General features: G+C 62.1%; 20 protein-coding genes and 1 pseudogene. 4 read left to right on the forward strand and 17 right to left on the reverse strand.

Going from position 1 to position 25,102, the window contains the following annotated elements; translation table 11 throughout:
* The first annotated feature begins 97 nt into the window (after positions 1–97).
* Together ACSYAO_RS19330 and ACSYAO_RS19335 are read left to right on the forward strand one after the other, a co-directional pair.
* On the forward strand, positions 98–388 hold the full coding sequence (locus ACSYAO_RS19330) for a hypothetical protein (protein ID WP_099470527.1): 291 nt from the start codon (positions 98–100) through the stop codon (positions 386–388).
* The gene (locus tag ACSYAO_RS19335) at positions 385–1,842 is read left to right on the forward strand and encodes a YfjI family protein (RefSeq protein ID WP_111008287.1); all 1,458 of its coding nucleotides are present in this window, start codon (positions 385–387) and stop codon (positions 1,840–1,842) included. Before ACSYAO_RS19330 ends, ACSYAO_RS19335 begins: the two co-directional genes overlap by 4 nt.
* A gap of 197 nt (positions 1,843–2,039) precedes the next feature.
* Here ACSYAO_RS19335 and ACSYAO_RS19340 read toward each other — a convergent pair whose 3' ends face one another.
* From ACSYAO_RS19340 to ACSYAO_RS19380, 9 genes are all read right to left on the reverse strand, one after another.
* Positions 2,040–2,834 (reverse strand): MobA/MobL family protein, encoded by a 795-nt coding sequence (locus ACSYAO_RS19340; RefSeq protein ID WP_204275145.1) that lies wholly within the window; start codon positions 2,832–2,834, stop codon positions 2,040–2,042.
* A gap of 255 nt (positions 2,835–3,089) precedes the next feature.
* A complete protein-coding gene (locus ACSYAO_RS19345; RefSeq protein ID WP_204275144.1) occupies positions 3,090–6,395 on the reverse strand; it encodes a type I restriction endonuclease subunit R in 3,306 nt (1,101 codons plus the stop codon).
* 37 nt (positions 6,396–6,432) lie between these two features.
* Positions 6,433–6,753 (reverse strand): type II toxin-antitoxin system RelE/ParE family toxin, encoded by a 321-nt coding sequence (locus ACSYAO_RS19350; RefSeq protein ID WP_164242517.1) that lies wholly within the window; start codon positions 6,751–6,753, stop codon positions 6,433–6,435.
* Positions 6,754–6,792: 39 nt separating this feature from the next.
* A complete protein-coding gene (locus tag ACSYAO_RS19355; protein ID WP_111008284.1) occupies positions 6,793–7,128 on the reverse strand; it encodes a type II toxin-antitoxin system Phd/YefM family antitoxin in 336 nt (111 codons plus the stop codon).
* Between the two features lie 63 nt (positions 7,129–7,191).
* Positions 7,192–8,424 (reverse strand): restriction endonuclease subunit S, encoded by a 1,233-nt coding sequence (locus tag ACSYAO_RS19360; RefSeq protein ID WP_111008283.1) that lies wholly within the window; start codon positions 8,422–8,424, stop codon positions 7,192–7,194.
* Positions 8,421–10,601 carry a type I restriction-modification system subunit M gene (locus tag ACSYAO_RS19365; RefSeq protein WP_111008282.1) on the reverse strand — a complete coding sequence of 727 codons (2,181 nt, stop codon included), beginning with the start codon at positions 10,599–10,601 and terminating at the stop codon, positions 8,421–8,423. The genes ACSYAO_RS19360 and ACSYAO_RS19365 overlap by 4 nt, the downstream gene beginning before the upstream one ends.
* Positions 10,598–12,493: an N-6 DNA methylase gene (locus ACSYAO_RS19370; RefSeq protein WP_111008281.1), complete on the reverse strand. Its 1,896-nt coding sequence runs from the start codon at positions 12,491–12,493 to the stop codon at positions 10,598–10,600. Before ACSYAO_RS19370 ends, ACSYAO_RS19365 begins: the two co-directional genes overlap by 4 nt.
* Before the next feature lie 2 nt (positions 12,494–12,495).
* Positions 12,496–12,795 carry a DUF4258 domain-containing protein gene (locus ACSYAO_RS19375; RefSeq protein ID WP_245885062.1) on the reverse strand — a complete coding sequence of 100 codons (300 nt, stop codon included), beginning with the start codon at positions 12,793–12,795 and terminating at the stop codon, positions 12,496–12,498.
* A gap of 137 nt (positions 12,796–12,932) precedes the next feature.
* The gene (locus ACSYAO_RS19380) at positions 12,933–14,390 is read right to left on the reverse strand and encodes a competence protein CoiA family protein (protein WP_099470519.1); all 1,458 of its coding nucleotides are present in this window, start codon (positions 14,388–14,390) and stop codon (positions 12,933–12,935) included.
* A gap of 45 nt (positions 14,391–14,435) precedes the next feature.
* Between ACSYAO_RS19380 and ACSYAO_RS19385 the strand changes: the two genes are divergently transcribed.
* Complete coding sequence (locus tag ACSYAO_RS19385; RefSeq protein WP_099470518.1) at positions 14,436–15,452, forward strand: hypothetical protein; 1,017 nt, start codon at positions 14,436–14,438, stop codon at positions 15,450–15,452.
* Between the two features lie 293 nt (positions 15,453–15,745).
* Here the strand turns inward: ACSYAO_RS19385 and ACSYAO_RS19390 are convergent, their stop codons facing one another.
* The 7 genes from ACSYAO_RS19390 to ACSYAO_RS19420 all read right to left on the reverse strand — a co-directional run bounded on the left by ACSYAO_RS19390 (position 15,746) and on the right by ACSYAO_RS19420 (position 22,798).
* Positions 15,746–16,960 (reverse strand): hypothetical protein, encoded by a 1,215-nt coding sequence (locus tag ACSYAO_RS19390; protein WP_111008279.1) that lies wholly within the window; start codon positions 16,958–16,960, stop codon positions 15,746–15,748.
* A 4-nt stretch (positions 16,961–16,964) separates the two neighbouring features.
* A complete protein-coding gene (locus ACSYAO_RS19395; RefSeq protein ID WP_111008278.1) occupies positions 16,965–18,098 on the reverse strand; it encodes a nucleoid-associated protein in 1,134 nt (377 codons plus the stop codon).
* A gap of 712 nt (positions 18,099–18,810) precedes the next feature.
* Positions 18,811–19,314 (reverse strand): RadC family protein, encoded by a 504-nt coding sequence (radC, locus tag ACSYAO_RS19400; RefSeq protein ID WP_111008277.1) that lies wholly within the window; start codon positions 19,312–19,314, stop codon positions 18,811–18,813.
* Between the two features lie 243 nt (positions 19,315–19,557).
* Entirely contained in the window at positions 19,558–20,451 is an 894-nt protein-coding gene (locus tag ACSYAO_RS19405) for a recombination directionality factor (RefSeq protein ID WP_099470514.1), read from the reverse strand.
* A gap of 2 nt (positions 20,452–20,453) precedes the next feature.
* On the reverse strand, positions 20,454–21,431 hold the full coding sequence (locus ACSYAO_RS19410; protein WP_440566167.1) for a YqaJ viral recombinase family protein: 978 nt from the start codon (positions 21,429–21,431) through the stop codon (positions 20,454–20,456).
* Positions 21,432–21,520: 89 nt separating this feature from the next.
* The gene (locus ACSYAO_RS19415; RefSeq protein ID WP_099470512.1) at positions 21,521–21,838 is read right to left on the reverse strand and encodes a hypothetical protein; all 318 of its coding nucleotides are present in this window, start codon (positions 21,836–21,838) and stop codon (positions 21,521–21,523) included.
* Positions 21,839–21,841: 3 nt separating this feature from the next.
* The gene (locus tag ACSYAO_RS19420; protein ID WP_099470511.1) at positions 21,842–22,798 is read right to left on the reverse strand and encodes a DUF932 domain-containing protein; all 957 of its coding nucleotides are present in this window, start codon (positions 22,796–22,798) and stop codon (positions 21,842–21,844) included.
* Positions 22,799–23,288: 490 nt separating this feature from the next.
* Here ACSYAO_RS19420 and ACSYAO_RS19425 point away from each other — a divergent pair.
* Positions 23,289–24,422, forward strand: a pseudogene (locus ACSYAO_RS19425) (transposase); the annotation flags it as partial.
* Positions 24,423–24,528: 106 nt separating this feature from the next.
* On the opposite strand, the gene ACSYAO_RS19430 reads toward ACSYAO_RS19425, so the two are convergent.
* Positions 24,529–25,041, reverse strand: a complete 513-nt coding sequence (locus tag ACSYAO_RS19430; RefSeq protein WP_075076221.1) for a TetR/AcrR family transcriptional regulator — start codon at positions 25,039–25,041, stop codon at positions 24,529–24,531.
* Between the last annotated feature and the right edge of the window lie 61 nt (positions 25,042–25,102).

Here is a 25,102-nt window from a genome sequence, read left to right on the forward strand (position 1 = left end):
CGCGACTGTCCTGCGGGGCGCTGCTCTAGACGCTCCCTGCCACACCCCGCCACTCACAACGTGGCGAATCACTTCACAAGAATCTTGGTACAGAAAAATGCAGCACGACATCAACAATGACCTTCAGTCCGAAGCCGACGACATCATGGGAGCGCTTCGGGAATTGCAGTCCAACCCTCAGCACCGAAAGGGGCAGCTGTTCTCGCTGCTTTATCCGGCAATCGTCGAAATGCTCGAGAAGAACGTCACCCAAAAGGCGATCCTGGCCACCCTCGCGCAAAGAGGGCTGAAGCTCCATCCTGCCCGCTTCAAGGAGATGATGGCGACGGAAGCCCAGAAGATCCGCGGTATTCCTGGCTCCGGCGGTGCCGAGGAGGGTACGGAATGAACACTCCCTACTTTCCTCGCGCCTACCCCATCCACGCCATGTACAGCGTCATCCGGGACGCGATCCTGGAAGTCCAGCACAACCTGAAAGCGCCCGACGCGCTGATCGCCGGTTCGTTCCTCACGGCGATGTCCATCGCCTCGCAGGGAGATGTGGATGTCGAACTTCCCACTGGCCAGATCCGCCCGGTTTCGCTGGATGTCCTGATCATTGCCGATTCCGGCGAACGCAAGTCTGCCACCGACAGCATTGTTGGCGCGCCCATCTACGAGCACGACGAGAAGGTGGCACGGGATCACGTCCAGGCCGTGCTCGCGCACAAGGCAGATCGGCGCCTTTGGGATGCAAAGGAGGCGTCCCTGCAACGCAAGGTGGCCAAGGCACTGGACAACGGCACGGACGACGACATCGAGCAACTCCGTGAAGAACTCATCCGCCATGGCGCGCGTGAGCCCGCCAGACCTGTCCTCAGTCGCATCGTGCACCAGAACATCACCGAACGCCCCCTGATGGAAAGCATGCAGGGCGATGGCAAGTCGATTGCAATCCTGAGCGATGAAGGCGAAATCGTGCTCAAAGGAGGTGCAATGAACAAGCTTGGCACGCTCAACAAGGCTTGGGACGGCGCCACGACACTGACCTTGGATCGCGCGGACGACAGCATCGTGGTCACCAATCCCCGCCTTACCATCAGCATGATGGTGCAGGAACGGGTCTTCAGGGAGTTCATGAACAAGCGGGGCGAGATGGCTCGCGGATCAGGTCACCTTGCGCGATACCTCGTCGCTTGGCCCGCGTCCACACAGGGCTTCCGTTTCATGTCACTTGAGGAACCTGCCTGGGAGCAGCTGCCCCGCTTCCATCAGCGTGTAAGCGAGCTTCTCGCGGCGGCACATGCACGTCGTATCGCCGGTGATAACACCCGTAAGACGCTCGCGTTCAGGCAAGAGGCGAAAGAACTTTGGGTGCAAACTCAGAACGCGATTGAACCGCGCCTGCGTCAGGATGGTGATCTGGCCAGCATTCGGGACTTCGCATCCAAATCGATGGAGATCACGGGGCGGGTTGCCGCAATCCTGCATCACTTCAGCGCACAAGAGGGCAACCTGATCAGTAAGGAAACTCTGGAGCGAGCGCTGGAAGTCGTGGGCTGGCACTTCCAAGAATTCCTCGATGTATTCGGAGACAGGAATCACGAACCTGAGCAGGCTAGGGATGTTCGTACTCTGGCCATGTACCTGTGGAGGCGCTACTGGTGTGCAGGATATGGGGTAGCTTTGCGCAACGAAGTGCGAAAGAACGGCCCGATCCGGAACCAGGGACGCTTCGAAGCGGCGCTCCACCAACTGCAGATGGAGGACTCTGTTCGCGTGATGCATCAGGACGCCGCCCGAGGAAAGGGCAGGCTCTGGATCCACTTGAACGGGGCTGTCTTCAGCCAGGTCACCACCTAATAACGAGACCCTGCCAACTACAGCAATGGAGGCCGCCCCGTTTATGGGGCGGCCTCGTTCATTACCCGTCCGCCGACGGGCCTGCACGAGGTGCGATTCTGCTACAGGTATCGCAAATCGCCCCCAGTGCAGGCCTGCCGGCACACCGCGAGGGTCATGGCACGGACCCGCCAGCCCATCGGCGCCCCCAAGGCAGATCAGACGGAATCGCACCTGCCATTTCGACGTAACGAAACGTATTGGGCCTTCTCTTGCGGTGACATCCCTCGGATCCTCGCCGGCCCGAGATGGCGTTCAGCCCTTCTATCAGCACCCTGCTCCTTGAGCGTCCGGTGATCGACCCTCGCAGCATGCCCGTTGATCTCCAAATGCTGATTGATGGTATCCGCCACCAACTTTCGCATCGCAATGACCTCGTCCCTGAGCTGCATTCGATTGCGTCCTCCACTGGCCTTCCTGCGCCCACCATCTTCCGGACGCTTGCTGTTGTGCCGAGCGAAGAAGCGGTCTGCAGAGCGCTCGATTCCATCATCCATGCGATCACACGTCATCAGGTGGAGATGTGGATTGGCCTCACCCTCCAGCGAAGAGGATGGAGCATGGACTGCAAGCTGGTATGGCTTTCCAGGTGTCAGCTTCGCAACGATATCGTCCACCAAGGCCGCGTTCTGCTCTGATGTCAGCTCTGTAGGCAGCGCGATGATCGCCTCGCGGTAGGCGGCACCGTTCTTGCGCTCGTACTTGTCCGCGGCCCTCCACATAACCTTCGGATCATTGGCCGCCCAATGCGGCAGGTTTCCATGGCTCGTATGAACCAGATCATCGCGTCTGCGATGAAAGCCGTTTCTGGCGATGTAATCCGCATGACCACCTGCGGTTCCTTTACCTCCACTCTTGATTTGAAGATGAAACGTTGCCATCGATGCACTACCCTTTTTGCTGGTTGCGGAAATGAAAAGACCGGCCAGGTTGCCTTGGCCGGTCTTGAGCAATTGAAATGATCCGTGAGGAAACGGTAAGTGCGCGAAGGCTTTGCCCCCCCCCTATCACTATGGGGACAACCCAGGACTGATTACTGCGGATTACCACTCATCGAATCTATCCCTGCTCATAGGGTAGTGTTACGCGGGTGAAAAATTACTTTCACTGGTTCGTGGAACTGAAGACAGATGGCGCGAGTTAGTCACTTCAGCAACTTAGCCAGATCTGCAACGATACTGGCCTGAGGGGAGGCCTACTGACTCGCGTCAGTGAAGCATCCGCGCACTGCCGCTGGCAGCACCGACAAACAGATAGGCGAACACGGCATCGCCCTTGCTCACCACCTCGTCTTCGGAATAGCCCATGTCGGCCATTCCGCTGGCCCACAGGTGGTTCTCGATCTCGTGGCGCAACTGCGCCTGCTTGGCAGCCATGTCGCGCAGGTGACTCATCAGCAGCTTGCGCTCCTCCAGCCTGGCCAGCAGCTCGACGGCCGCCCTCTTGACCGCCTCGCGATCCTTCCGGCCGAGTGACTTCTTCCGCAGCAGGTCGAACACGGCGAGCTGTTGTTCGGTCTCCAGACCTTCCCGCTGAAAGCGCCTCGCTTCCTCGTCCATCTCGTCATGGGTGGCGAACAGCTCCCCCATTACTTTCTGAATCTCCGCCTCGTCCTTGTCGGCGTTGTACTCCGCCACGATACGCTGGAACTTTTCGTACAGGTCGACCCGCGTCGGGTTCTCCTCCAGCATGGCCTTGAGTCGCTCGTCGATCTTCTCCATGAGGTTCATCGCGACCAGGTTCTTCTGCTTGATGTTCTGGAACTCAACCCGCAAACGATCGAAGTCGATGGTGCTCAGATCGAACTGTGCAGGCGCCTTACTGGCCCTCTGCTCCAGGCCGATCCCGAGATCCACCACGTCGTAGAAGCCCTGTAGCAACCCGGTGATGTCCGGCGACGTACGTGCTGCCTGCAGCTTGTTGTAGATGGCATTGAGGGCGCTCTCCTGGGCGTCATAGGCGAACAGGCCCGGATTCGGGAACAGACCCCGGTACTTGGCGGCAACGTCCTCCACGATCACCATGAACGTTTTTCGTCGCTCATTGCTGGCCGCGAGCAAGTCGCACGCCTCCAGGATCTTCTCGCCCTTGTCCATGCCCTGGGCCTCGATCACGCCCTGCAGCTCAAACCCGAGGTCGGTCAGGAACTCGGTCGCGTGCTGGATGCTCGCCGCATACTCGGCAATGGCCTCGTCGTCGTCCTCCAGATAACCTGGATCCTCGCCTTCTCTTACTTCGACCCTGCCGTCACGGTCGCCCTGGGCGAAGGTCGCCAACGCCTTGCGCAGGCTTTTGATCATACCGTTGTAGTCGATGATCAGACCGTTCGCCTTGCCCCCGCCGACGCGATTGACCCGGGCAATCGCCTGCATCAGCGTGTGGCCCTGCATCGGCTTGTCCAGGTACAGGGTGGCCAGTGACTTGACGTCGAAGCCGGTCAGCCACATCGCGCAGACGACGGCGACCCGGAACGGGTTCTCGGCCTTCTTGAAGTCCTTCTCGAGGTTGCGTGAGGTCATCTTTGCCCGGTGGGGCGCGATTTCGAGCGGCTCACCTCGATGGTTGGTCCATTTCCTGAACTCCTCCACCTCGCCCTGCTCGCTGGAGACCACCACGCAGAACTCGGTTTCGCGCATCCATTCCAGGCGTTCACGCTTTTGCTGCATGATTTTCGGGAAGGGGCGATCAGGGAACTTGGCGGTATAAGCCAACTCGTCGGCAACCAGCTCCTTCTCCAGCACGTCGCCCAGTACCTTCCACTTGTCAGCGATCAGGTCGTACATCTTCACGCAGGTGATCTTGTCTATGCAGACCATCAGCGCCTTGCTGTTGCCGCCGGCCACGGCATTGCGGCGCTGCGAGTAGTGCTTGACGAAATCCTCCGCCACCGCGTCGAGGCGCGTGGGCGAGGTGAAGATGGAGTACTCCTTGGCCAAGGTCCGGTAGAGCTTATCCTCCTTCTCGTCCGTCCAAGGGTCTTCCGCCGTCGCTCCGAGCCTGGCTTCCTCGATATAGCGGGTGATCTTCTCGTTCAGATCGTCATCAACGATCTTCAGCTTCTCGCCGTGGTTCTCGTACTTCAGCGGCAGGGTCGCACCATCGGCGACCGCGCGCTGGAAGTCGTAAACGGAGACGTAGTCGCCAAACACCTCTCGGGTCAGCTGCTTCTCCGCCGCCTCGATCAGTGGCGTACCGGTGAAGCCGAGGAACTTGGCATTGGGCAGTCCTTTGCGCATGTTCAGGGCCAGGCGCCCGTACTGGCTGCGGTGCGCCTCGTCGCTGATGACGATGATGTCGTCGCGCTCCGAATAGGGCTCGGTCACGCGCTCCCGGTACTTCTGGATCAGGGTGAAGACGTAGCTGCGATTGCTGTCCCGGAGCATTGCCCTCAGGCTGGCGCCGGTCTGGGCCTGGTCATGCTTCGCGTTGGCACGCCCGCAGTGGGTGTAGGTGCCGGCAATCTGGTCGTCCAGCTCGGTGCGGTCGGTGACGACCACAAAGGTATAAGCCGCTGACACCCTGCGCCTGATCTTCTCGGTCAGGAACACGATGGAGTATGACTTGCCTGAGCCCTGCGTATGCCAGAACACGCCGAGCTGACCTTTCGCCAGTTCGCCTTTTGCCTTCTCATCGTCCGACTGCAGGCGAGCGATGACGCGATTCACCCCCAGGTACTGGTGGTTGCGGGCAACAATCTTGCTGGCGCTGCCTTCGCTGGTATCGAACAGGACGAAATTCTCGACGATATCCAGCAGCCGCGCCTTGTCCATCATGCCGCGCAGCAGGATCGGGAGCTGCATCGTGGTCTTGGCCGGTTCTGGGTCGTTCTCATCCAGCCGCTTCCATTGGTAATGATGCTCCGGCGTGGCCGTGATACTGGCGTACTTGGCGACATGACCGTTGGAGAAGACCACGAACTGGTTCCAGTGGAACAGCTGCTCGATGGTGCCTTCGATCGCGGCCTGCTTGCCGGATTCATCGGTGCCGCGATAGTCGCGGTAGTTCTTCTTGTAGGCGTCGTTGTAGTCCACATCGAAGCGCTTGAGTTCGACGAACACCAGCGGCAAGCCATTGACGTAACCCACCAGGTCGGCACGGCGCAGGTAGTTCTTCGAGCCGCGCACCCAGAGCTCGCGCACGGCCTTGAAAGTGTTGTTGTCCAGCCCGCTCTCGCTAAAGTCCACAAGCCGCAGGCGGCGCTCCACGGCGCGTCCGGCCCGGTCCTTGAACCGGACCAGCGCGCCGTTGCGCAACAGCTCGTGCTTGTCCTGGTTGATCGCGACCAGAGTCTTGGCATGGTCGTGTGCGGTCGCCTGATCGATGGCCTGCTGGTAGGCCTCCTCCGGCAGGCCGGGATTCAGGCGTTCCAACGCTGCCCGCAGGTCCGGCTTGAGCACTGCCTCGGTAAAGCTGCTGCGCCCGGTGAGATGCGGCCTGTCCTCGGTTTCAGCCTGGGCATGGATCGATGTCCAGCCGAGATCGTCCAGAATCGCAGCAGCGTGCTTCTGGATCATCCCGTCTTCGCTGTAATCCCCCCTTGCGTTCATCCCCTCACCCCTCGCTAAAATCGAAGCCGCACTGACGGTGATGGCGCAGCGTCAGCAGATGGATGCAGTCCTGATGGATGACATACAGCGCCAGGTAGTCTCCCAGGATGTACTCGCGCAGCTCGATGTCATCGCCCAGCAGCTCCCGCACGGCCGTCCAGGCAGCGAGCACCTCGGACGTTTCGGGGTTGCGGACGATGAACTCGCGTCCGATACGCGGTGCCTGCGCCAGACGTTTGGGAAGGGCCTCGTAGGCCTGGTCCAGCAGCGCCTGCGCCGCGGCATCCGCGCCAACGTCCAGCAGATGCGCGACAGCCTCGTCCAATCTGAGCTCGTAGGCCGCGCCCAGGAGGACCCGCATGCGTCAGGTGCCCGTCTTGCGGGCAGCGATCGCTGCGTCCAGCCGGGCCTGCGAGCGCGCCCTAGCCCCCTCCACTGGCAGGCCGGGCTTGCCCGCGCGAATGTCCTGCAAACCGCCGGCAACGTCGTTCAACAGGCCAAGCTGAGCGCTGCCCCGCGCCAGAGTTTCGCGCTCAAGCCGGTGGTAGTAGTCCAGCTTTCGGGCATCCACCAGCGCCACGTAGCTCTCGCCGTTGCGGGTGATGATCTTCTCGTGGCCAGAGCGCACCTCATCGGCCAACCGGGTCAGTTCGGCACGGGCTTTGTTGAAGGGCACGATGTCCTGCGAGGTGATGGGCATGGCTGGCTCCGACGCTATGTAGATAATAACGTTAAGGTATTCGTTGATGTTTGGCAAGCCGGACTACCGGTCATACGGCCCCGGCTGCGACAGCCGGATACCGGAGACGTCCAGTTGCCCGCTCATGAGCTTGGGCAACAAGGTGTCGCGGGCTTCAGTGAGCACGCGAACCTGGTTTTTGAGTGCCAGCACCGAATCCATCATTGGGTCAACGTGCTCGGCGAACGCCGTCGCAATACTAGTGCTCGGAACAAGCATCGAATGCTCGACAAGCGCCGATCGGCGAATGTGCTGCATCGTCGCACCGACTGCATGGCCTACGAGCTGTGGGATCGCCGCCTCAACTGCAAACCGCACCAACCTTCTGTGCGACTCACTCTTCGCTATCACTTTGAAAAGGTGTTGGTTAAGCAAAGCAGGTCCTTCACTCCACTCATTCACTAACAACGTGCCCGACCACGAGAAAAGCACGTCGCCAGTATCAATGTGGTTGCGCTTTGGGACGATCAGTCCGGGGTTGTATGGGGTTTTGGGAGAGACTCCGTCTCGCAACTCTGGAATCTTCACAACCGGAAAGCCGACTCCCTGAAGATGAGCTGGCTTGAATGCGAAGCCGTTGATGAAATCCGCAACATCAGTCAACGACTTACGCCCCCACCCCTCCGGCACACCATCCGTCACCTTGATGGCTTCATGACCGGGAAAGCGCAGGTGCACGAACCATTCGCGGTAGAGCCGGCGGGCGGCTTCTTCCAGCAGCGCTATGCGGCGTTGATTGGTGGCGATGAGGTCGTCGTAGGCGGAAAGTACCGCGACAACTTGGCGCTGCTCGTCAGGTTCAGGCAGGAGAAATTCATACGCGGCAATATCCTTCCCACTGATGTGGGGAATGTTCGCGCCCGTCGTCACAGCTTGGATATGCGCCGAAAATTCCGGCGCAGCAAGTACATAACGCAAGTAGCTTGTTTCAGCGACTCCCGATTTTCCACGAAGACGGCAAACTCGTTGCACGAGAAGTGAAGGCAAATCCTTGGGCTGAACCCACGCCATCTTCAAACCGTCATCGACAATGGGGCGATCCATTGCGAGAATCACATCATTCTCAGCAAGCTGATACTTCTCCAAACCAGATATCTCAGCCGATGGCCAGAGCTTGGTTTTGTCGCCCCAGCGGATGAAACCCTGCTGCACATTGTCTCCGCGCATCAGCTTCACACCTTCCGAACCCGCATCGAGAAATCCCGAACTTTTGAAGGCAAAGCCGATAAGCATGTCTGCGGCGTCACCAAGCCTCACGCCAACAACTCCTCGAAGTTGGCAGTGATGGTCGCGGCCAGATCGCCAGCCCTCTCGTTCAATTCCGCCAGTTCATTATGGATGGCGCGCATACGCTCGCCGAATCCTTCCTCGTCATCCTCGGCAACCGCCGCCACGCCCACGTAACGCCCCGGCGTGAGCGACCAGTCGTTCTGCTCGATGCGCTTGCGGGTGACGGCAGCACACAGGCCCGGCACGTCCACGAACTCGCCCTCAGGAAACCGTGACAGTAGCCAGTGCGCTTGTGCGATGAAGTAACCGGATTGCTTCAACGCCTCCAATACAAGGTCACGCACCGTGGCCGCTTCGTCCTTCTTCGCATCGGCGGCCAGCAGGGTGCGCCTGGCCTCGCGCACTGCCTTGGAGTCGAATGCGCGGCTGTTGCGCGCGCGCAGTTCCTTCTCGGCCTTGTCCAGCAGCTTCAGCCATTGCTTGTGTCGGGCCTCAAGCTGCCGGGCCGTGGCCTTCAGTTGCGGCGCAAGGTCTTCCAGCGCGGCCTGCGCGTCCTTCACGCTGGCAAGCTTGTCGGGCCGGGCCTTCGCAACGACCTTGCGTGCAAGCTCCACCGCCGCCTCAAGGTCTGCGATGGCTTGCCCGGTGTCCTTGCCGTCCTCGCTAGCCGCGTCAAGCTCTGCCTTGAAGGCCTCCAGCGTCGCTTCATCGAGCCGGGCCTCGTCGTCCACGCCGTCATTGAGCTCGGCCAGCGTCGCGCCTTTGGCGAACACGGTCAGGTGTTGGACCAGCGTCTCGATCGCCTCCGTGTCATCGGCCAGCCGCTGGGACAGTCGCGCCAACCAACCATCCGCCTGCTGCTGATGGCTCACCACCAGCCCCGCAAACCTGTCAGCCTGCCCGCGATACAGCCACACCACCGCGTTGAGGTTGGCAAGCTGTTCCTCACTGAACACATGCGATCGCGCCGACACCACCGTGTACACATTGCGCGCATCGAGCATCAGCACCGTATCCTTGCGCGACTCCGGCTTGCCCTTGTCGAAGAACCACAGCGTGCAAGGCAGAGTGCGGGTATAGAAGAACTTGTTGCCGATGGCGACCATCACATCCACGTGGCCGGTGTTGACCAGCTTCTCGCGGATCTCTTTGTCCTTGTTTCCTGCGTCCGAGGCGCTGGAGGCCATCACAAACCCGGCACGGCCCGTCGGATTCAAGTACGCGTAGAAGTACTGGATCCAGAGGCTGTTGGCATTGGAGATCGCCCCGGTCTTGCCAGCCAGGCCTGGCAGGCCGAACGGCAAGCGGCCATCGGGCGCAACCTGGCCTTCGACCCTCTTGGTCTCCACCCCATCCACGTTGAATGGAGGGTTGGCCATCACGAAGTCACACGCGCCAATCAGTGGTTCGATCTGGTCGTAGAAGGTATTGCCCTGGCGGATATTGCTGGCATCCAGGCCGTGAACCGCAAGGTTCATGCGGGCCAGCTTGGTGTTGGTGTCGCTCTTTTCCTGCCCATGGAAGACCACGCCGGCATCCAGCGGATCCTGACCATGGCTCTCAATGAAGTGGCCGGACTGCACGAACATGCCAGCCGATCCGCAAGCCGGGTCCAGCACCAGGCCATGGTCTGGCTCGATGACATTGACGATCATCCGCACCAGGGACGGCGGGGTGAAGAACTCGCCGCCCTCCTGGGCCCCGGTCATGGCGAACTTGTTGAGGAAATACTCGTAGATGCGCCCGAACACGTCGCCAGTGGCGTTGCGGATCGCCTCCCCGTCGAAGATCTTGATGAGGCGTGCCAACAGGTCCGGCTCGAACGCGGCGTAGCCGCGCGGCAGTGCTCCCTGCAGCACTTCATGCTCGGCTTCGATGCTGTCCATGGCTGCATCGATCGCCTCGCCTACGTTGGCACCGGTCGGCAGGCTGGCGATGTGCTCGAAGCGCGCGGCTTCCGGCAGGTAGATGGCGGCCTTGCCCTGGAAGCCCAGCTTGATGAGCGCCTCCCGCCGCGACGCGGGAACCTTGGGGTCGATCCCGGCGGCGATATCCGGGAGGTAGGCGTTGAAACGGTTGCTGGCGTGCCTCAGGAAGATCAACCCCAGCACCGGCATCGAGTACTCGCTGGCAGTGAGCTTGGAGTTGGCGCGGAGGTCGTCTGCCGATTGCCACAGGTCGCCTTCAAGTCGCTGGATGTTCATGGGGTGTTCTGATCCTTGTGCGTCTGCTGCAATTCTGCGAGAAGTTCAGTCCAGAAGTCCTCGGCGATCTCGGCTTGCTCTGCTTGTAAACCCTCGATCTGCCTCTGCAGTTCGTTTTCTCTCTCCAGAATATCGACCGCCGCATTGGCTAGCGCCGCGTTCAGTGCAAAGACTTTGAGCTTGCGAAGCGTGCCGATGGACATCATCGGAATGGTCGCGCCAGTCTTGATGCCTTCCAACACCTGTTGGCCCATCTTCGATCGCAGCCACAAGCCCAAGCCACGCAGGTCCACCTCAGGTCTCTCCCCCCTCAGGACCACAAACGATTGCCCTGCGATCCAGCCGCCCTCTCCCGGTGGCGGCACGTTGTCCGGCACGATGCCGACCTTGCCCGCGGTGCCTTTCACGACCAAAAGCAGATCACGCGGCCGCAGGAAGATGTCCATTGGATTGCCGGAACGCTTGGTCGCCAAGCGCACTCTCACGCTCTTTTCAGGAGTGTGGATGTAGCCGGTGCTGGGCAGATCGGCGGCCCCAACTTCGAGAACCTCGACTCCTTCTGCCACATCCACTCCGCGATCCCTGTTGGAGACCGGAATGAGGATGCGGACCACATCCTCCAGTGTTGCGGTTGGCAGGGTTTCCAGGCGCGCTTGCGCCTCACGCTGCTGCTCTGGAATCACGTAACGACCGACATCCAGCGTGGCATCGTTGGCGAAAATTTCATTCACGCCGACCATTTCCGCATACGAGCCCGCCTCTTGGCGTTGAGCGGGTGACTTGGTGTCAGCTTCGCCCCTCAGGCTCAGGCAGAAGTCCCGAATGAAGTCGGTGTTCTGCAGCACCACCCGCCCCTTCCCCACCGGCGCATGGAAATACGGCAGCGATGCATCCACGAACCCAACGCGGCGATGGCATGCCAGCGTGTTCAGCACCAGCATGGATGTCCCCAGCCCACTGGACTGGAAAACTCCATTGGGCATCGCGATGACTGCTTCGACCCAGCCCTGCTTCAACAGGTAATCGCGAACATCCCGATCCTTGCCCGAACTGAACAGAAAACTGTTCGGAACAACAATCACGGCGATCCCGTCCGTCTGGGCTGCCATGTGCTGCACCATCAGGCCCATCGTGCTCGCCTTGGCCGCAGGGAAACGCCTGTAGATGTCTTGCATAACCACGTCATCGACGCCGCTCGTCATTCCTATCGGGGGAATCGACAAGGTTGCATCGAACCTTTCCAGGTGTCCCCCATGGACTGCTGCGGGCGCGCGCAGCGGATCGCTTGACGCAACTGTTGTAGGCGCATCACGAAACAGGGCCAGCAATGCAGCAATCTGCGATCCCGCGTGTACTTCAGCGTGGACGCGCAGGCTGGAATGATCCATCAGCACACCGACAAGCCGGCCACTATTTTCCCAGGGCAAGTATGCCGACTGCGTGGATTCATCGATCGCCAGGTCCTTCATCAGTCGTGCCAGCTCAACGGGCACATCGAAACCCTCGAAGGCGTCACCAAGCAGGTCGCCGGCAACATCGACCGACGCGAACCTCTCGAACACGCCACCGTCGACCAGGTACTTCACAGTTCTAAGCGCGGCGAAGACCGCATCATTTGCCTGCTCGACGTATCGAGTGGCGTTGAAGAACGCCACGCCCAGCGCGCCGGGCTGCCAGAACAGCTTTTTGAGTACGCTCAGCAGCCCATCGACGCCTCCCTGGGCCAGAGCGGTATCAAGCGTGACATCGGCAGCAAGCCTGCCCTTAGCCGACAGATGCGCCCAGGTGAGCAACTGGAACGCCAGCAGCCTGGATTCATCCGGGCGGAGAGAGGTGCTGCGGAAGTGTTCCTGCACCTGGAACAGGACCTGCCCGGCATTGTCCTTGGCCATGATCAGTGCCCCCTGCCCGTGTAGCTGTACGTGGTGATCTGGGCGTCGCCTTCGGCAACGACCACCAGTCCCCCCTTGTCCATGATCTTCATGAGAGTGCGGAGCGCTTCGCGGAGCTGCTCCGACTTCTTGCGACTCAGGACGACCTTGTCGCCCTCATTCTCGCCGTACCCCAGCACCAGATCGATCATCGCCTGATTGATGCCCCGCTGGCCCATCCGCTGCTGAAAATGCCTTGTCTTGTGCATTGCAGTGCCCTCCGCTGTTGAGCGTAGATTGCACCGCGAGTAGAAGTAGGTCAATTGTAATCCTGCAGTAATTTCCTACTGCCATACTTTTGTTTAGTTTTTGTTCATCTTTTCGGGCGTAGTCAACAACGACGCAATCACCTTATCCCATTGAAACAAAAAGAAAAAAGCTGGGCTGAGGCCACCTACTCCTACTTCCAGCCCCCCGGAGACAGCCCCGTTCCAACTGCCGCTGCAGGCATGAACCCCGTCGACGGCGGCGCCAGGACTTCACACTCGCCTTTGGGCGCCGGCAGTTTCCGGATGACTCGAGCGGACTCCAGCCGGTCGATGAAGTCGTTGACGGGAGAGTAGAAGTTCGGGATCCGGTCGTTCTCCTCATCGGTGAACACCCAGTAGGCCAGTCGCCGCTTGCGAAATCCCGCGCGCTGGGCCTCGGCCCGATTGGCGTACTGGGCGACGAAGAGCCTGTACAGCTCCCGCTCGGGATGGAAGCTGCGGCGGACCCAGGCGGCGACGTCCCTCTGGTTGAACCGGTCACCCGGTCGCCGCTGTGCCACGAAATGACAGTGGGCCAGGAGCTGCCAAAGCGCCGGATCCACGCCGAAGATCCAGGCATCCTCGTGGGCGCGGAGACAGGCAGACCGAACCGCCGGGGAAACGGAGTCCAGGAGCTCACTGACCCGGCCTTCTGCACTGATCCGGTACTCGCGTAGAAGCCCGTCGACTCGCTCAGGCGATGTCAGCTCCATCAGCTGCCCCAGATCCGCGGCGTGTTGTGCACGCTTCTGTCGGCGCACGTAGGACCTCCGACCCTCCTTGTCCCTGGCCTGGCTCGCCTCGCGCTCCTGGCGAGCCTTGGCGGCCTTGACCATCTGATTCCGCAGCTCAGCGATCTCCCGGTTTCTTGCCGCAACCTGCTCCTCCAGCTCCAGCTTGTAGGCCTCCCACTCCGCGACTGCCTCGGGGCACGAGATCCAGCTGCGGTTGGCAGCGTCATCGAGCACCGCATGCTCGAAGGCCGCCAGATCATGGGGGATGTCCCGGTGCAGCTGGGAAAGGTCGATCTCGACCATCCTCCGGCCCTGGGCTTGGACTCGCTCCGCCTTGATGTCGCCCACGGCATGGGTCACACGAACCTCAATCAGGAGCTCGCCGACTTCATCCCTGCCAACGACGTCGGGCGTATAGGTGCCGAACGATCGCTCGATCTCAATGTCGCGCAGCTCCATGCTGCAGGCCGGTCGGTCAACCTGACGCCCCCAATGGAGGTGCCCATCCTCGTCCCGGGCACGCGGCGGGTTTGGCATGTCGATGGGGTCGCCGGTCCAAGCCGGGACCACCAGCCGCTGGTGATCGGCGATCAGCTGCTTGGCCCGCTCATGGATCCCGGTTTCGCGACCGGTCTGGCAGCCGGTGTCGGTCAGGTGGGCGAAATGGGGGCGCTTGCGCCTGCTCTCCTGGGCCTTTGCGACCAGGGGCGCATGGCACGCCGGGCAGACGCAGCCGCACGCCTTGCCCTTTGGCACCTCGCTCGGTGCCCAGATCCGGCCGTCTTTCAGCCCGAACGGGACTCGAAACCCGCCGCGCCGCGCCTGCGGGTTGCCGGACGGATTGCGGAGTGAGAACGGCTCTGGGATGGTATCCATGGTGCTTTCCTTGATCGGAGGGAAAGCAAAAATTCGCGGCAAACCATGGACGAAAACAGCTCCAAACCCGCCCAAACGGGTAATCCAGAGGTCAAATCCCTCCAATTGGCGCTTGATTGGCTGGATCGGGAGGGGGGCCAGCAGCGCAATGCTCGAGTGCTTCGGGAGGTCGTGGACACGACCCTGACCGCTGTTTCGCGCGGTGAACCGCCTCCTGACACGGACACCACGACCCTTCGGGCGCTCTTTCAGGAGCTGGAAGGGGCTGGGGATACCTCCTTGAAGGCGTTCCGGGCGACCGAGCTGGAGAATTGGTGGGGATCACGCCAGGAACAGATCCGCCAGAGGTGCGCTCAGGAAGGCTGCTCCCTGACGCCACACCTCGTGGTCAAGAAAGGCGGGGGCCGCGGGCTGCCCTCCAGGCTGTCCTTCGAATTTCACCGGACCATTGAGGCGGAGCCTGAGGAGGACAGCGCCTCATCACAGATCGATTCGACCCTGGTTCGCTACCAGATGGATCCCGTCAAGCCAGCCCTGTGGCTGAGGCTGACGGTGGGCAGCAGGCCGTTCCCCGTGCAGTCATGGCGCGGCTACGTGCTCATCGGCAGCGTAGTCCTGAACATGGCCCTGATTGGGCTCGTCTGGTGGTGGCTGTACGCCTCATGGGCAAAGGGCCAGCCAGTGACCACCGCCGCGCCAGCCCAGCTCGGTCTCGCGATGCTGATTACTGGGTGGCTGTGGTGGGTGTCGCTGCCGGTGTTCCGCCTGCCGACGCAGCGAGTCACGATGGCGGGGCCGTCCTATCTGGCGATGAGCGAGCTCTACGGACAGCTTCGCACCATGCCGGTGCCGGGGCGGAAGCTGAGATCCCGTGAGTTTGCTGTCGTGCGCCACTGGGGCACGTGTCCGATCTGCTCGGCCGAGGTCGACCTGGACTCCGGGCGGGCGGCGTTTCCGGACCGGCTGGTTGGTCGCTGCCATGATGCGCCGCTGGAGCACGTGTTTTCATTCGACCCGGTGCGCCTGGTGGGGAGGCCTCTGGTAGCAGCAACGCAAGACTAAGCTGAGATGCGATCCGGTGACTGCGCAGACTCACGGGGCTGATCACTCAAACCAGCCAACCGTCGACAATCAGCAGGTCGACGTTGATCAGCAACCCCCGGAAGGAGGCTTTCGGCCAGAAGCGGACACCGTGCCTCAAGTTGCCAGGCTCGGGCCAAAGCACGCTCATCCCTTGCTCAGTGTCTACAGGATCAAGCCGATGCCTGCCTTAGCGAATTGTCACGCGAAAAGCAGGTCGCTGTTCGCTTAGCTCGCCGCCGCATGCAGGACCTGAGGATTGCACAGACAGAAGATTAGAGACCGAGCCACTTCTGAAGGCCGGGGTGAAATTTCCATGCCAGCAAGACAAGCCCCATCGCAATCGGAACCCAAGCCAGCACCCGGATACCCCAAAGTGTGCGAATGAGAAACGTGCGCTGATTCAAGAATCCACCACCGGCCTGACGCAGCCGATCTGCGATGGAGGTCGGATAGCTTTGCATCTTCTTTCTGAACTGGTCGAAGATCACCTCGAAACCATGGTCGATCCGTCCCAGCTGCATCAGCTGGTTATGAATCAGTCCGGAGAAGAGCAGCGATACCACCAAGGCACCCAGAAACAGCAGATAGCTTTCGACAATTCCACCCGTCCTGTAGATCGCGATCAGGACCGCGAACGGCAGGGGCAGTGCCAGGAACTTGGCCGCGCTATCACCCATGACCGAACTAAGCTTGTTGGAGAACTCCAACTCCATCTGTGAGATTTCCAGGCGCACTTTCTCGAAAGAGAAGTTGCTGATGTAGCAATCGACATCGAAGGCATGCTTCGCCAAAACGTCGGACCAATGTGTCACCAGGAAGGTGAAGGCGTTTTCGCCCACCGGCGCGCGGCCCACAACCTCGGCCACGGCCAAACGGAACAGCGCACGATGCTCGTGAACATGAAGGGCAAGCGCATTCTGATCAGACGTCAGCCGGCGCAGGGGCTCAAGATCAAGGTGGGGCACGGCGAGCGCGGATGGCTCCAACCGGGTAGAAAGCGTGAGCGTACGCGGCGGGGCCTTGTCGCCCGCCGGGATGACGAACACCAGCCGCCGTGAGTCGGCGGGCCCGCCTTGCTCGGTGGGCAAGGAGATCCTCACAAGCAGTTGGATCAACTCGCACAGCGCATAGGCACGACTCAATGCCTCGGGCGGATCAGGCTCGCCTGCCCAGTAGTTTTCTTCGACCAGGTAAAAGTTCTGGGGCTGCTCGCCTCGGCTAAGCGCTTGGGATCTGGCGACAAAATCTTCAACGTCCAGATAGAAACGGCCGAGATCGTTATCACCTACCAGCCAGCAGAACTCCAGGTGGCCGCTTCCGTCCTCATCGGGCGGATCTATAAAGCGCCCGTACGCGTCATCAATTGCCTCACAGGACGCAATTGCCGCACGAAGAGGCGCCGAAGCCATGCCCGAATAGCAAAACCGCCCCGTCTCGAAGGCGGGGTGCTGGCTTTCGCGATAGAGCGAGACGACGTGAGAGAACATCGCACTACCTGTCCTCATCACCAGGCAACATTGCCCGTGCTGCCAAGGCCGCCTCGATCTGTCTGACCATGCCCTGTGGTAGGTGCGTGACCGTTACGCTTTGCTCTTGCGGATTGTAGATAATTTCGCCTTCGCCCACGCCCAGCGCGCCGTTCTCGAAGCTGAGTTGCCAGCGTGGCCCCTTGCCGACGATCCGCGTATACGCGCGTAGCACTTTCGCGCTTAGCGGGAACTCGTCCGGAATCTGCACGCCGTCGCTATTTAAGTGATCCTTCAAGCCATCGACATGGCGCTCAAAATCCACACCGACCGTGTGACGAACCACAGCAGCGATCGTGTCGAGCGTCACCAGAGTGCCATCCCCTTGCTCGCACATGTAATCGATGACAGCCATGCGCGCAGCAGAAGCCTTGTCGCGGATCTCCGCCACGGACTTAACGAATCGGTAGACTTCGCTGACGACCGCTTTGGTCGTTCGACCCGACGCCACGCCTTTCTCGCAACCCAGGGCCTCCACGAAGTAATCGGCCACGTCTGACTGCGACTTGCGATTGACGAAGCACAGATAAGTCTTTTCCTCAGCGGCTTCCGGCTGGTCGTCGGCGACGGGCGATTCTCCCGATGCTTGCGCCAGGACGCTTTGGTAGCGATCCAGGTTAACGCGTGCGGCTTGATGCAGCTTGGACAGGTCGATCTCAGTGATCTGCGTCGGCTCCAGATCGGCCGACAACACCATGCCGCTACGTTCTTTGATCATGGCGACAAGCAGAAAGTCCGTCGCCTGGATGCGATAGGCAATAAAACAGATGTGCCCGCCGGTAGCGAAGTTTTCCTCACACGCCTTACTTTCCAGCTCCCGCATGGCCACGTGGGAAGAGGCGATGAATGCCTCCTCCGTACAGCCGCCGAGCAGGGACTGAACCGAACTCGGGAACAGACCCTCGCGGCGGTTGGTACCAAACTGTCCCCAGAAAACCGAGCTGCCATCCTTGCCGACCAGTTTGGCCAGTTGCTCGGCCAACGATCGGACCGCAGGCTTATCGATGTCCAATACGCTGTCACGCGTGCGGATGCTCGCGGCGGCCGATCCTGCGGCCTTGTCCAGCGAATGAATAATTGCGAACTGCAGTTCGTCCATAGCCTCCCCTGTTTATCCCCGTCCCATCGCAGGGGGTGCGACAGCCTGCGCGGTCCAGGGGACAGCATGGCCGTTCGCCCCACGCCCTGCAAGCGCAGGGGCTTCCGTCTCCCACAGGCAGTCCCTAGTTGGGAGCTAGCTGCCAGTCACCCATGCGGTGCAGCCCCCGACCGGGGGAAGGCGGCCGTACCGGTTGATCCTGTTGGAACCGCCACCAGCTCCGGCTCGAGTGTTGAGAGCCGGGTCTAGCTAGCCAGTCCTCAGAGTGCCGCTAGAGACGGCGCAAGCTCAGTCACCTCAATCGAGGGCTGACAAGCCTCCAGAGATAGAACTCGCCCTGAGGAAGTTCCACCCGCCGCAGAATTTGCGCTTTCGACCTTGGTCGGCGCCTCGAGGTCAGTCGAAGTCCTATGTCGGAGGCGGGCCACGGGTCCGGCTCGAAGGCCGCTTGGCGTCCAGCATAGGCGAGCCCTCCAGCAGCTCGGCCAACTACAGCGCATCCTCGAGCTCAACCCGGGGGGGGCGCCAAAGCAATGTCCGCTTAGGGTCGAAAGCCGTCTCATCGGACCTGAGCATCGTTGTTCGATCTGTTGGTCTTGTGGCCTGAATGCGCGCGAACGAAAAAAGTAGGTTACCGATGGCAGCCCGCCAGCCCCTATTGGCTGGCGGGTGAATTGACTGGCAAGCACCCACCGGGTCTGGCCTATGACCATCACACCCATCCACGCTCAGCCAAGGCCGTCGTCTGGTGACCGCCCACAACAATGTGGTCGAGCAGTCGCACATCCACCAAGGAGAGCACCTGTTTGAGTTGCGCCGTGACAGCTCGATCCGCTGCGGAAGGTTCAACCGATCCAGAAGGGTGGTTGTGCCCAATGATGATCGCGGCGCAGTTCGTCCGGATTGCGTGTCGAACAACCTCCCTGGGGTGTACTTCAGCACCGTCGATCGTTCCTTGGAACAGCTCTGCGTACTCAATGAGGCGGTGACGGCTGTCGAGGAACGCTGCGGCGAACATCTCCCGCTGGAGTCCCGACAACTTGTCCCGAAAGAACTCCTTTGCCTTCTTCGGATCGGTGAAAGACGCCCCTCGCCTCATCCGCTGCCCGACCACGGCTCGTGCCGCTTCCACGATCTCGTCACCGCTGGCGACCTTGTATCTGCGTGACTTGCTCCTCACGTAGAGCGACAGGTGCTCTGGCGTGTCTTTGTCCATCGCTTCCTCATCTATAAGATGGCCCTACAGGACCGGAAACGACGAAGGGGCGCACGGGCGCCCCTTCGATCGCTGTTCGTGTTTGCCCGGTCAGCCGCCAGGAGACGCCTGGTGTCCGGGTGAGTACTTCGTCCCCGTCGCGGTGTACATCCACACCAGGAACCTGCCAAAGCCGTACAACGCGAAGCCGTAGACGACCACTGCGCCAATCACCCTCGTCATCGCACCCTCCTTCGCTTGGCGTCATGCGGTGCCGGCACGGGCGACCTTCTTCTGAAGGCGCTCGTGCAAGCTGACGGTGTCGCTGGTTTGCGCTGGGGCGCCGGAACCCGGCTCCTGGCTATCCGGATAGAACTCCTCCACCACGGCCGGGACATCCTCTGCCAGGTCCTCAAACGCGCCATTGGCAAACCCACGGCGAGCGGCCTCGTCCAGGGCTTCCTGATCGAACCCCGCGTCCCTGCGGCTCTGGTCGACCTCCCGCGCCTGGGTAATGGCCTGTTCCAGCGTCAGCCCCGAGCGGACGACCAGGTCGACGTAGTAGATCGCTGAGCGGAAGCTCATCGTCGTCGACTTGCCCCGTAGCTTGAGCTCCAAGGGCATGCAGGCGAGTCTTCCGCCCGACACGGCGTGGAAGTACTGCAGCCGGGCCGCGAGCGTGCGGATGGTGTTGTAGGACGTGGTGCGCAGCACGAAGCTGCCCAGCTCGTCCTCCTCCCCCACTCGTACGTTGAGTCGGGCATAGGCCTTGCATTCGCCCATGGCGAACGCGCAGGCGTCCGGACCCGGACAGGACTCCTGGGTGACGCCCTCCTTGGCCATCCGGCGGCTGGTCTCTCCATTGCCCACGCACACCGGCCTGCCCGTACTCCGGTCGAACAGGGAGTAGTCCGCCCTCAGGTTCAACGCCGGGTCGTCGAACAGCAGCTGGACCGGGACCGATCGAAGCTTGCCGCCGGCATCCTTGCGTAGGGCCTCGTCGAGCGGGTGCAGGATCCACCCTTCCCTGTTCTGCACCTGACTGGTCAGAGTGAACTGGTCATCCTTCTCCGGCAGGCGCTTGCCGTTGCGCTCGACCACACGGCCGATCGAGATCCGCCCAACCACGGGCGGCGTGATTGCCAGGCCTTTCAGCATGGTCATGCTCCTTCTGGTGAGTGGGTGACGATCCGGAAGCGACGGCTCCCGGGCCTGGTGACGGTGAACTCGGCCACGAGCTCGGGGTGCGCCTCGACCAGCTTCTTGGTGTCGACGCTGGAGCTGTCCTTGGATCGGCGGAAAGTGATCTCACCGGTCGGGAACACTGCCTTCGAGGCTTCCCCCATCGCCTCCTGCAGCCGCTGGCGAAGGCACTCGGCCTGCTTGGCCTTCTCATCGATCTCGTCCCTGAGCGAGACAAGGCCCCTGAAGGCTTCCGAGAGCGCCCCGTCCTCGCTGAAGTCCACCGTGGTGTCGTTGCCCCGGTACAGGCTCCTGAGCGCCTTGGCGGCCGATTCACTGCCGTCGGCCGGCGGTGGAACGTCCTGGGTGACGTACTCCCAGAACCGGGCTTCCAGAACGACCAGGCGGGAGATGATCTCCTCATCCCGCTCGACCCGGTGGATCTCCAGCTTCTGGCCGCACAGCAGTACCGCCACGTCCGCGGCATCCTTGCCCGTGACCGCCAGCTGGTGCTGGACCTGGAGCTGGACGTATTCGGGCACGCCATCGCGCCACAGACGCGCTCCAAACTCCCCGGCCGTCTTGCACTCAAGGATCTGGACGTCCGGGTTGCCCACGACCTCGCGGTCGATGTTGGCCAGCATGTAGCTGTAGGTGGGGTGCTGCAGGACGGCGTTGAACCGGCGGACCTTGATGCCCGTCCGCTGCGTGTAGGCCGAGGCCACGTAGGGCTCCAGCAAGGTGCCCCAGTACATGGGCGAGTCCTGACCCGGTTCCTCGTCCTGGACGGCCCGGCCGGTCTTCTCCATCCATAGCTCCAGCTGGCTCTTGTAGGGGCAAAGGCCGACTGCCGCGGCGGCGTCCGAGCTGCCGATTCCCTGCTTACGGACCTCCAACCACTCCTCACGCGCCATCTCCCGCGTGTCGATCAGGCGCAATGCCGGTGATCTGCTCATTACGGTTTCTCCAAAGAAAAAGGCCCGGCGCTCCTTTCGGAGGCCGGGCCTATGGGTTGCTGTTGAAACGGCTTGACGAGTGCTGGCTTCTAGGCCGGCGAGACCTTCATTGCGGTGGCAACGATGCGATCCAGGATGGCGGGGGCAAGATCAACGGACCCTCCGGCCAGCAGGTGCCGGCCGAAGTCCCGACCGAAGGGTTCCGCTACCTCGTAGCACCACAGGCCCGGAAACACCTCGCTGCAGGCCTGCCACGTCCGTCCCAGCAGCTCGGCCTGGTCGATGCACGCCCGGATGTAGCCCCACTCCCCCTCGAACGGCATGTCCGAGTAGGGAGTGCAGCTCTTGTCCAGGGCGTGCTTGGCGTCAATGGCGATGTAGGCCACGTCGAGACGATCGACCGCCATCGCTCAGGCCACCAGTTTCAGCGCTTCATCCCACGCGCGCTGCTTGATCTGGGCGCCCGCACCGAACCAGGCCGCTTCCCTGCGGTGATCGTCACTGCGGGCCCGCCGATGGTGGTCGACGAACTCGGTGACGCTGCTCAGCACGCCCCAAGCCGTTCCTTTGGCGCTCGCCAGCTCGGACCCCTTGCCTGCGCCGTCGTACAGGGCGCGAGCGGTCTTGAACGCCTGCTCATTGACCGCTACGCCCTCCCCGTCCGGGTTCGGATAGGTCAGGACCCGACGAAGCAGGCCATCGACCGAGTCCGGATCCACCGGGCAGTCGACCAGCGCCTTCATGCGGGCGACGAACGAGTCCCAGGTGGAGACGGTGATCCCGAGCTGGCGCTTCACCAGGTCCGGATTGAACTGGCTGCGGTGGGGCACCTTCACGGCCCCGGCGTTGCTGCCCAGGGCGATCGACAGGGTGTTGTTGCAGACCACTCGGACCGAGGTGAACTGGGCGGTCGTGGCCAGGGTACCGTCGCAGGCCGTGGCCAGCAGCAGGTAGCCGTCCACGCGGTCCCTTCGCTTCAGGACGGTGCTCTGCCCGGTCTTGGCCAGCGCCCAGAACTTGCGCCCCTCGCGGAGCACGCCGGCCGACTCCAGCTCGAAGCCGCCGACTTCGGTCAGGTCGCGGTAGAACTCCAGGATCTCACCCGGCTGGACCACCTTGTACCGCTTGGACACGACCGACAAAGGCGCTTGCGTGTCGGACCGGTACAGGACTTTCTGCTCCGGGAAGGCGTTGATGGCACCGATCCCGTTCTTGCCAACCACGTAGCGGACCTCCGACTCTTCGATCGACCAGTCCATGCCGGCCTCCCGCTTCCAAACATCGATCGGCTGTTGCGGCGCCAGCTTGTGACCGAGGCCGTGCCACGGCCGCTCGCCGGCATAGGCCATTGTTTCAACCAGGTGCATCGTCTCTTCTCCTTAATCTCGGGCATAAACGCACAAGGCCCGGCGATTGCCGGGCCTTGTGGTGTGTCACGGGTTGGATCACGGGAACTTCGGGTGTTTACTGCGGACGCAGCTGGCAACGCTCACCAGAGCTGTTGCGATTACCACAAGGATGCAGTAGATCGCCTCCGACCTGTCACTCATAGGGAATCCAGGATTAAGGCACACAAGGAGCGCTGTGCCCTTGCGCAAAGCCAGACCCTACTGGCTTCAACGAGGTGATATGTAGGTAAGATTCTTTTGAATCGCGTTTTGATGCGTTGTTCAACGCGCTCGGCCGGAGGTGCGTTCCATAATGCCGCTCCGTCACGGTTGCTGTTGTGGCTGACCGGCATGCCAGCCGACGTCCGCTTTCGACCCGAAGCGGACATTCGCATGATTTGAATCGAAAAGGCCCGCATCTCTGCTGGGCCTCCGCATTCTGAGCGATCAGGAAGTGAACCTGACCCCGTTGTTCCTCCCCTACCCGTTGCGCTTCCTGTTCGCCAGCAAGCCGGAGGCCATCAGCCCGGTGCTGGGCATCGTGCATCGTGTGATCGCCGGTTGGCTTGCCGATCAGGCCGGCGTGCCGCGGGATACGGCGCAATGCGGCGTGGTGACCCTGATCCAGCGCTTCGGCAGCGCGCTGAATCTCAACATCCACTTCCACATGCTGTGGCTCGACGGCGTGTACGAGGACACCACCGAGCGTCCGCAGCGCAAGCCGCGCCTGCACCGCACCCGTGCGCCCACATCGGCGCAACTGACGGAACTGGCCAACACCATCGCGCATCGCGTGTGCCGGCACCTGTCGCGCCGCGGCTGGCTCGAAGGCGAAGACGAATCCGTGTTCCTGTCCGACAGCGCGGGTAGCGACGACGGCATGGATGGGCTGCGGATGAGTTCGATGACCTACCGCATCGCCACCGGTCGCGACGCTGGCCGCAAGGTCGTCACCCTGAAAACGCTACCCGGTGATGCGGGTTCTCTGGACGGCGACGCCGGCAAGGTCGGCGGCTTCTCGCTGCATGCCGGCGTGGCCGCGGAAGCACACGAAAGCCACAAGCTCGAAAAGCTGTGCCGCTACATCACGCGCCCGGCGATCAGCGAGCAGCGGCTATCGATCTCGCCACAGGGCAGGGTGCGTTACCAGCTCAAGACGCCGTGGCGCAATGGCACCACGCATGTCGAATGGGATGCGGTGGACTTCATCGCCAAGCTGGCGGCACTGGTCCCGCCACCTCGCGCGCATCTCACCCGCTTCCACGGCGTATTCGCCCCGAATGCAAACCTGCGTGCGCAGCTGACGCCCTCGGGGCGCGGCAAGCGGCCTGCGGGCGATGCGGCGCCGGTTGACGCAAGCGCCCACGACGAGCCGCGCAGCCCCGAGCAGAAGCGCCGTGCGATGAGCTGGGCGCAACGGCTCAAGCGGGTCTTTTCCATCGACATCACCACCTGCGCCCACTGCGGCGGCGCGGTACGGATCGTCGCCAGCATCGAGGAACCCACCGCCATCCGCGCCATCCTCGCCCACTTCGAGAAGCACGGCGCGCTGGAGCAAGCGCACTACCGGCCCGCAGCGCGCGCGCCGCCGCCGGCCGCGTGATGAGGCGCCGGCCACACAGCCGGCAGCCAAGCCAGAGTCCGATCCGATGCGGCCACGACCCCGCAGGGCTGCGCTCGGCCCTGTGCCGGGAATCGGTGAGGAATGGCTACGCACTGAGCCGCTGCGAGGCCCCGCGATGTCGAAAACCCACGCATGAACCCCCGATCTGTGCCCGATCTGTGCCCAAAGCGGCGCTTGCGCGGCCGCTTCCTACCCGCCAGACTCGCCAAAAAGGGCGGTTGAACTTCCTATACCCCAGCTCCATGGCGATGCGCGCCCATTCGCCCCGATGGTGGATGGTGTCCAGCCAATCCAGGATGCACGCCAGGGTGCCGTCGAGACCTGCGTCGCCGCAGGTCGCCAGCATCTGCTCCAGGCTGGCGGCCTTCTGTTCGAGGTTGCGCTCCATCACCTCCAGCAGCAGCTCCTCGCGATCGGCGAAGTTGGAGTAGAAGGCCCCCTGCGTATAGCCGGCACGCGTGCAGACGGCGCGCAGCGACAGCGCCGGGATCGAGTGCTCCACGATCAGCGCCTCGGCGGCATCCAGCAGCGCCGCGCGCGTGCGGGCCTGCGATTCACTGCGGTTGAGCGGACGTGCGTGGCGTTGGGCTTGGCTCACGGCCGGCTCCGGCGCGACGGGGCGGCAGTATGCCACCGCCTTGCACAGGACGCCGTCAGCG

This window comes from Stenotrophomonas sp. STK16_22, from assembly GCF_051984505.1.
In the GTDB taxonomy this organism is placed as follows: Bacteria; Pseudomonadota; Gammaproteobacteria; order Xanthomonadales; family Xanthomonadaceae; genus Stenotrophomonas; species Stenotrophomonas maltophilia_A.

Coding starts and splice junctions, on each gene's coding strand:
- ACSYAO_RS19330 (WP_099470527.1), top strand. CDS start 98: ATGCAGCACGACATCAACAATGACCTTCAGTCCGAAGCCGACGACATC.
- ACSYAO_RS19335 (WP_111008287.1), top strand. CDS start 385: ATGAACACTCCCTACTTTCCTCGCGCCTACCCCATCCACGCCATGTAC.
- ACSYAO_RS19345 (WP_204275144.1), bottom strand. CDS start 6,395: ATGATCCAGAAGCACGCTGCTGCGATTCTGGACGATCTCGGCTGGACA.
- ACSYAO_RS19355 (WP_111008284.1), bottom strand. CDS start 7,128: ATGCCCATCACCTCGCAGGACATCGTGCCCTTCAACAAAGCCCGTGCC.
- ACSYAO_RS19365 (WP_111008282.1), bottom strand. CDS start 10,601: ATGAACATCCAGCGACTTGAAGGCGACCTGTGGCAATCGGCAGACGAC.
- ACSYAO_RS19370 (WP_111008281.1), bottom strand. CDS start 12,493: ATGGCCAAGGACAATGCCGGGCAGGTCCTGTTCCAGGTGCAGGAACAC.
- ACSYAO_RS19380 (WP_099470519.1), bottom strand. CDS start 14,390: ATGGATACCATCCCAGAGCCGTTCTCACTCCGCAATCCGTCCGGCAAC.
- ACSYAO_RS19385 (WP_099470518.1), top strand. CDS start 14,436: ATGGACGAAAACAGCTCCAAACCCGCCCAAACGGGTAATCCAGAGGTC.
- ACSYAO_RS19390 (WP_111008279.1), bottom strand. CDS start 16,960: ATGTTCTCTCACGTCGTCTCGCTCTATCGCGAAAGCCAGCACCCCGCC.
- ACSYAO_RS19395 (WP_111008278.1), bottom strand. CDS start 18,098: ATGGACGAACTGCAGTTCGCAATTATTCATTCGCTGGACAAGGCCGCA.
- radC (WP_111008277.1), bottom strand. CDS start 19,314: ATGGACAAAGACACGCCAGAGCACCTGTCGCTCTACGTGAGGAGCAAG.
- ACSYAO_RS19405 (WP_099470514.1), bottom strand. CDS start 20,451: ATGCTGAAAGGCCTGGCAATCACGCCGCCCGTGGTTGGGCGGATCTCG.
- ACSYAO_RS19410 (WP_440566167.1), bottom strand. CDS start 21,431: ATGAGCAGATCACCGGCATTGCGCCTGATCGACACGCGGGAGATGGCG.
- ACSYAO_RS19415 (WP_099470512.1), bottom strand. CDS start 21,838: ATGGCGGTCGATCGTCTCGACGTGGCCTACATCGCCATTGACGCCAAG.
- ACSYAO_RS19420 (WP_099470511.1), bottom strand. CDS start 22,798: ATGCACCTGGTTGAAACAATGGCCTATGCCGGCGAGCGGCCGTGGCAC.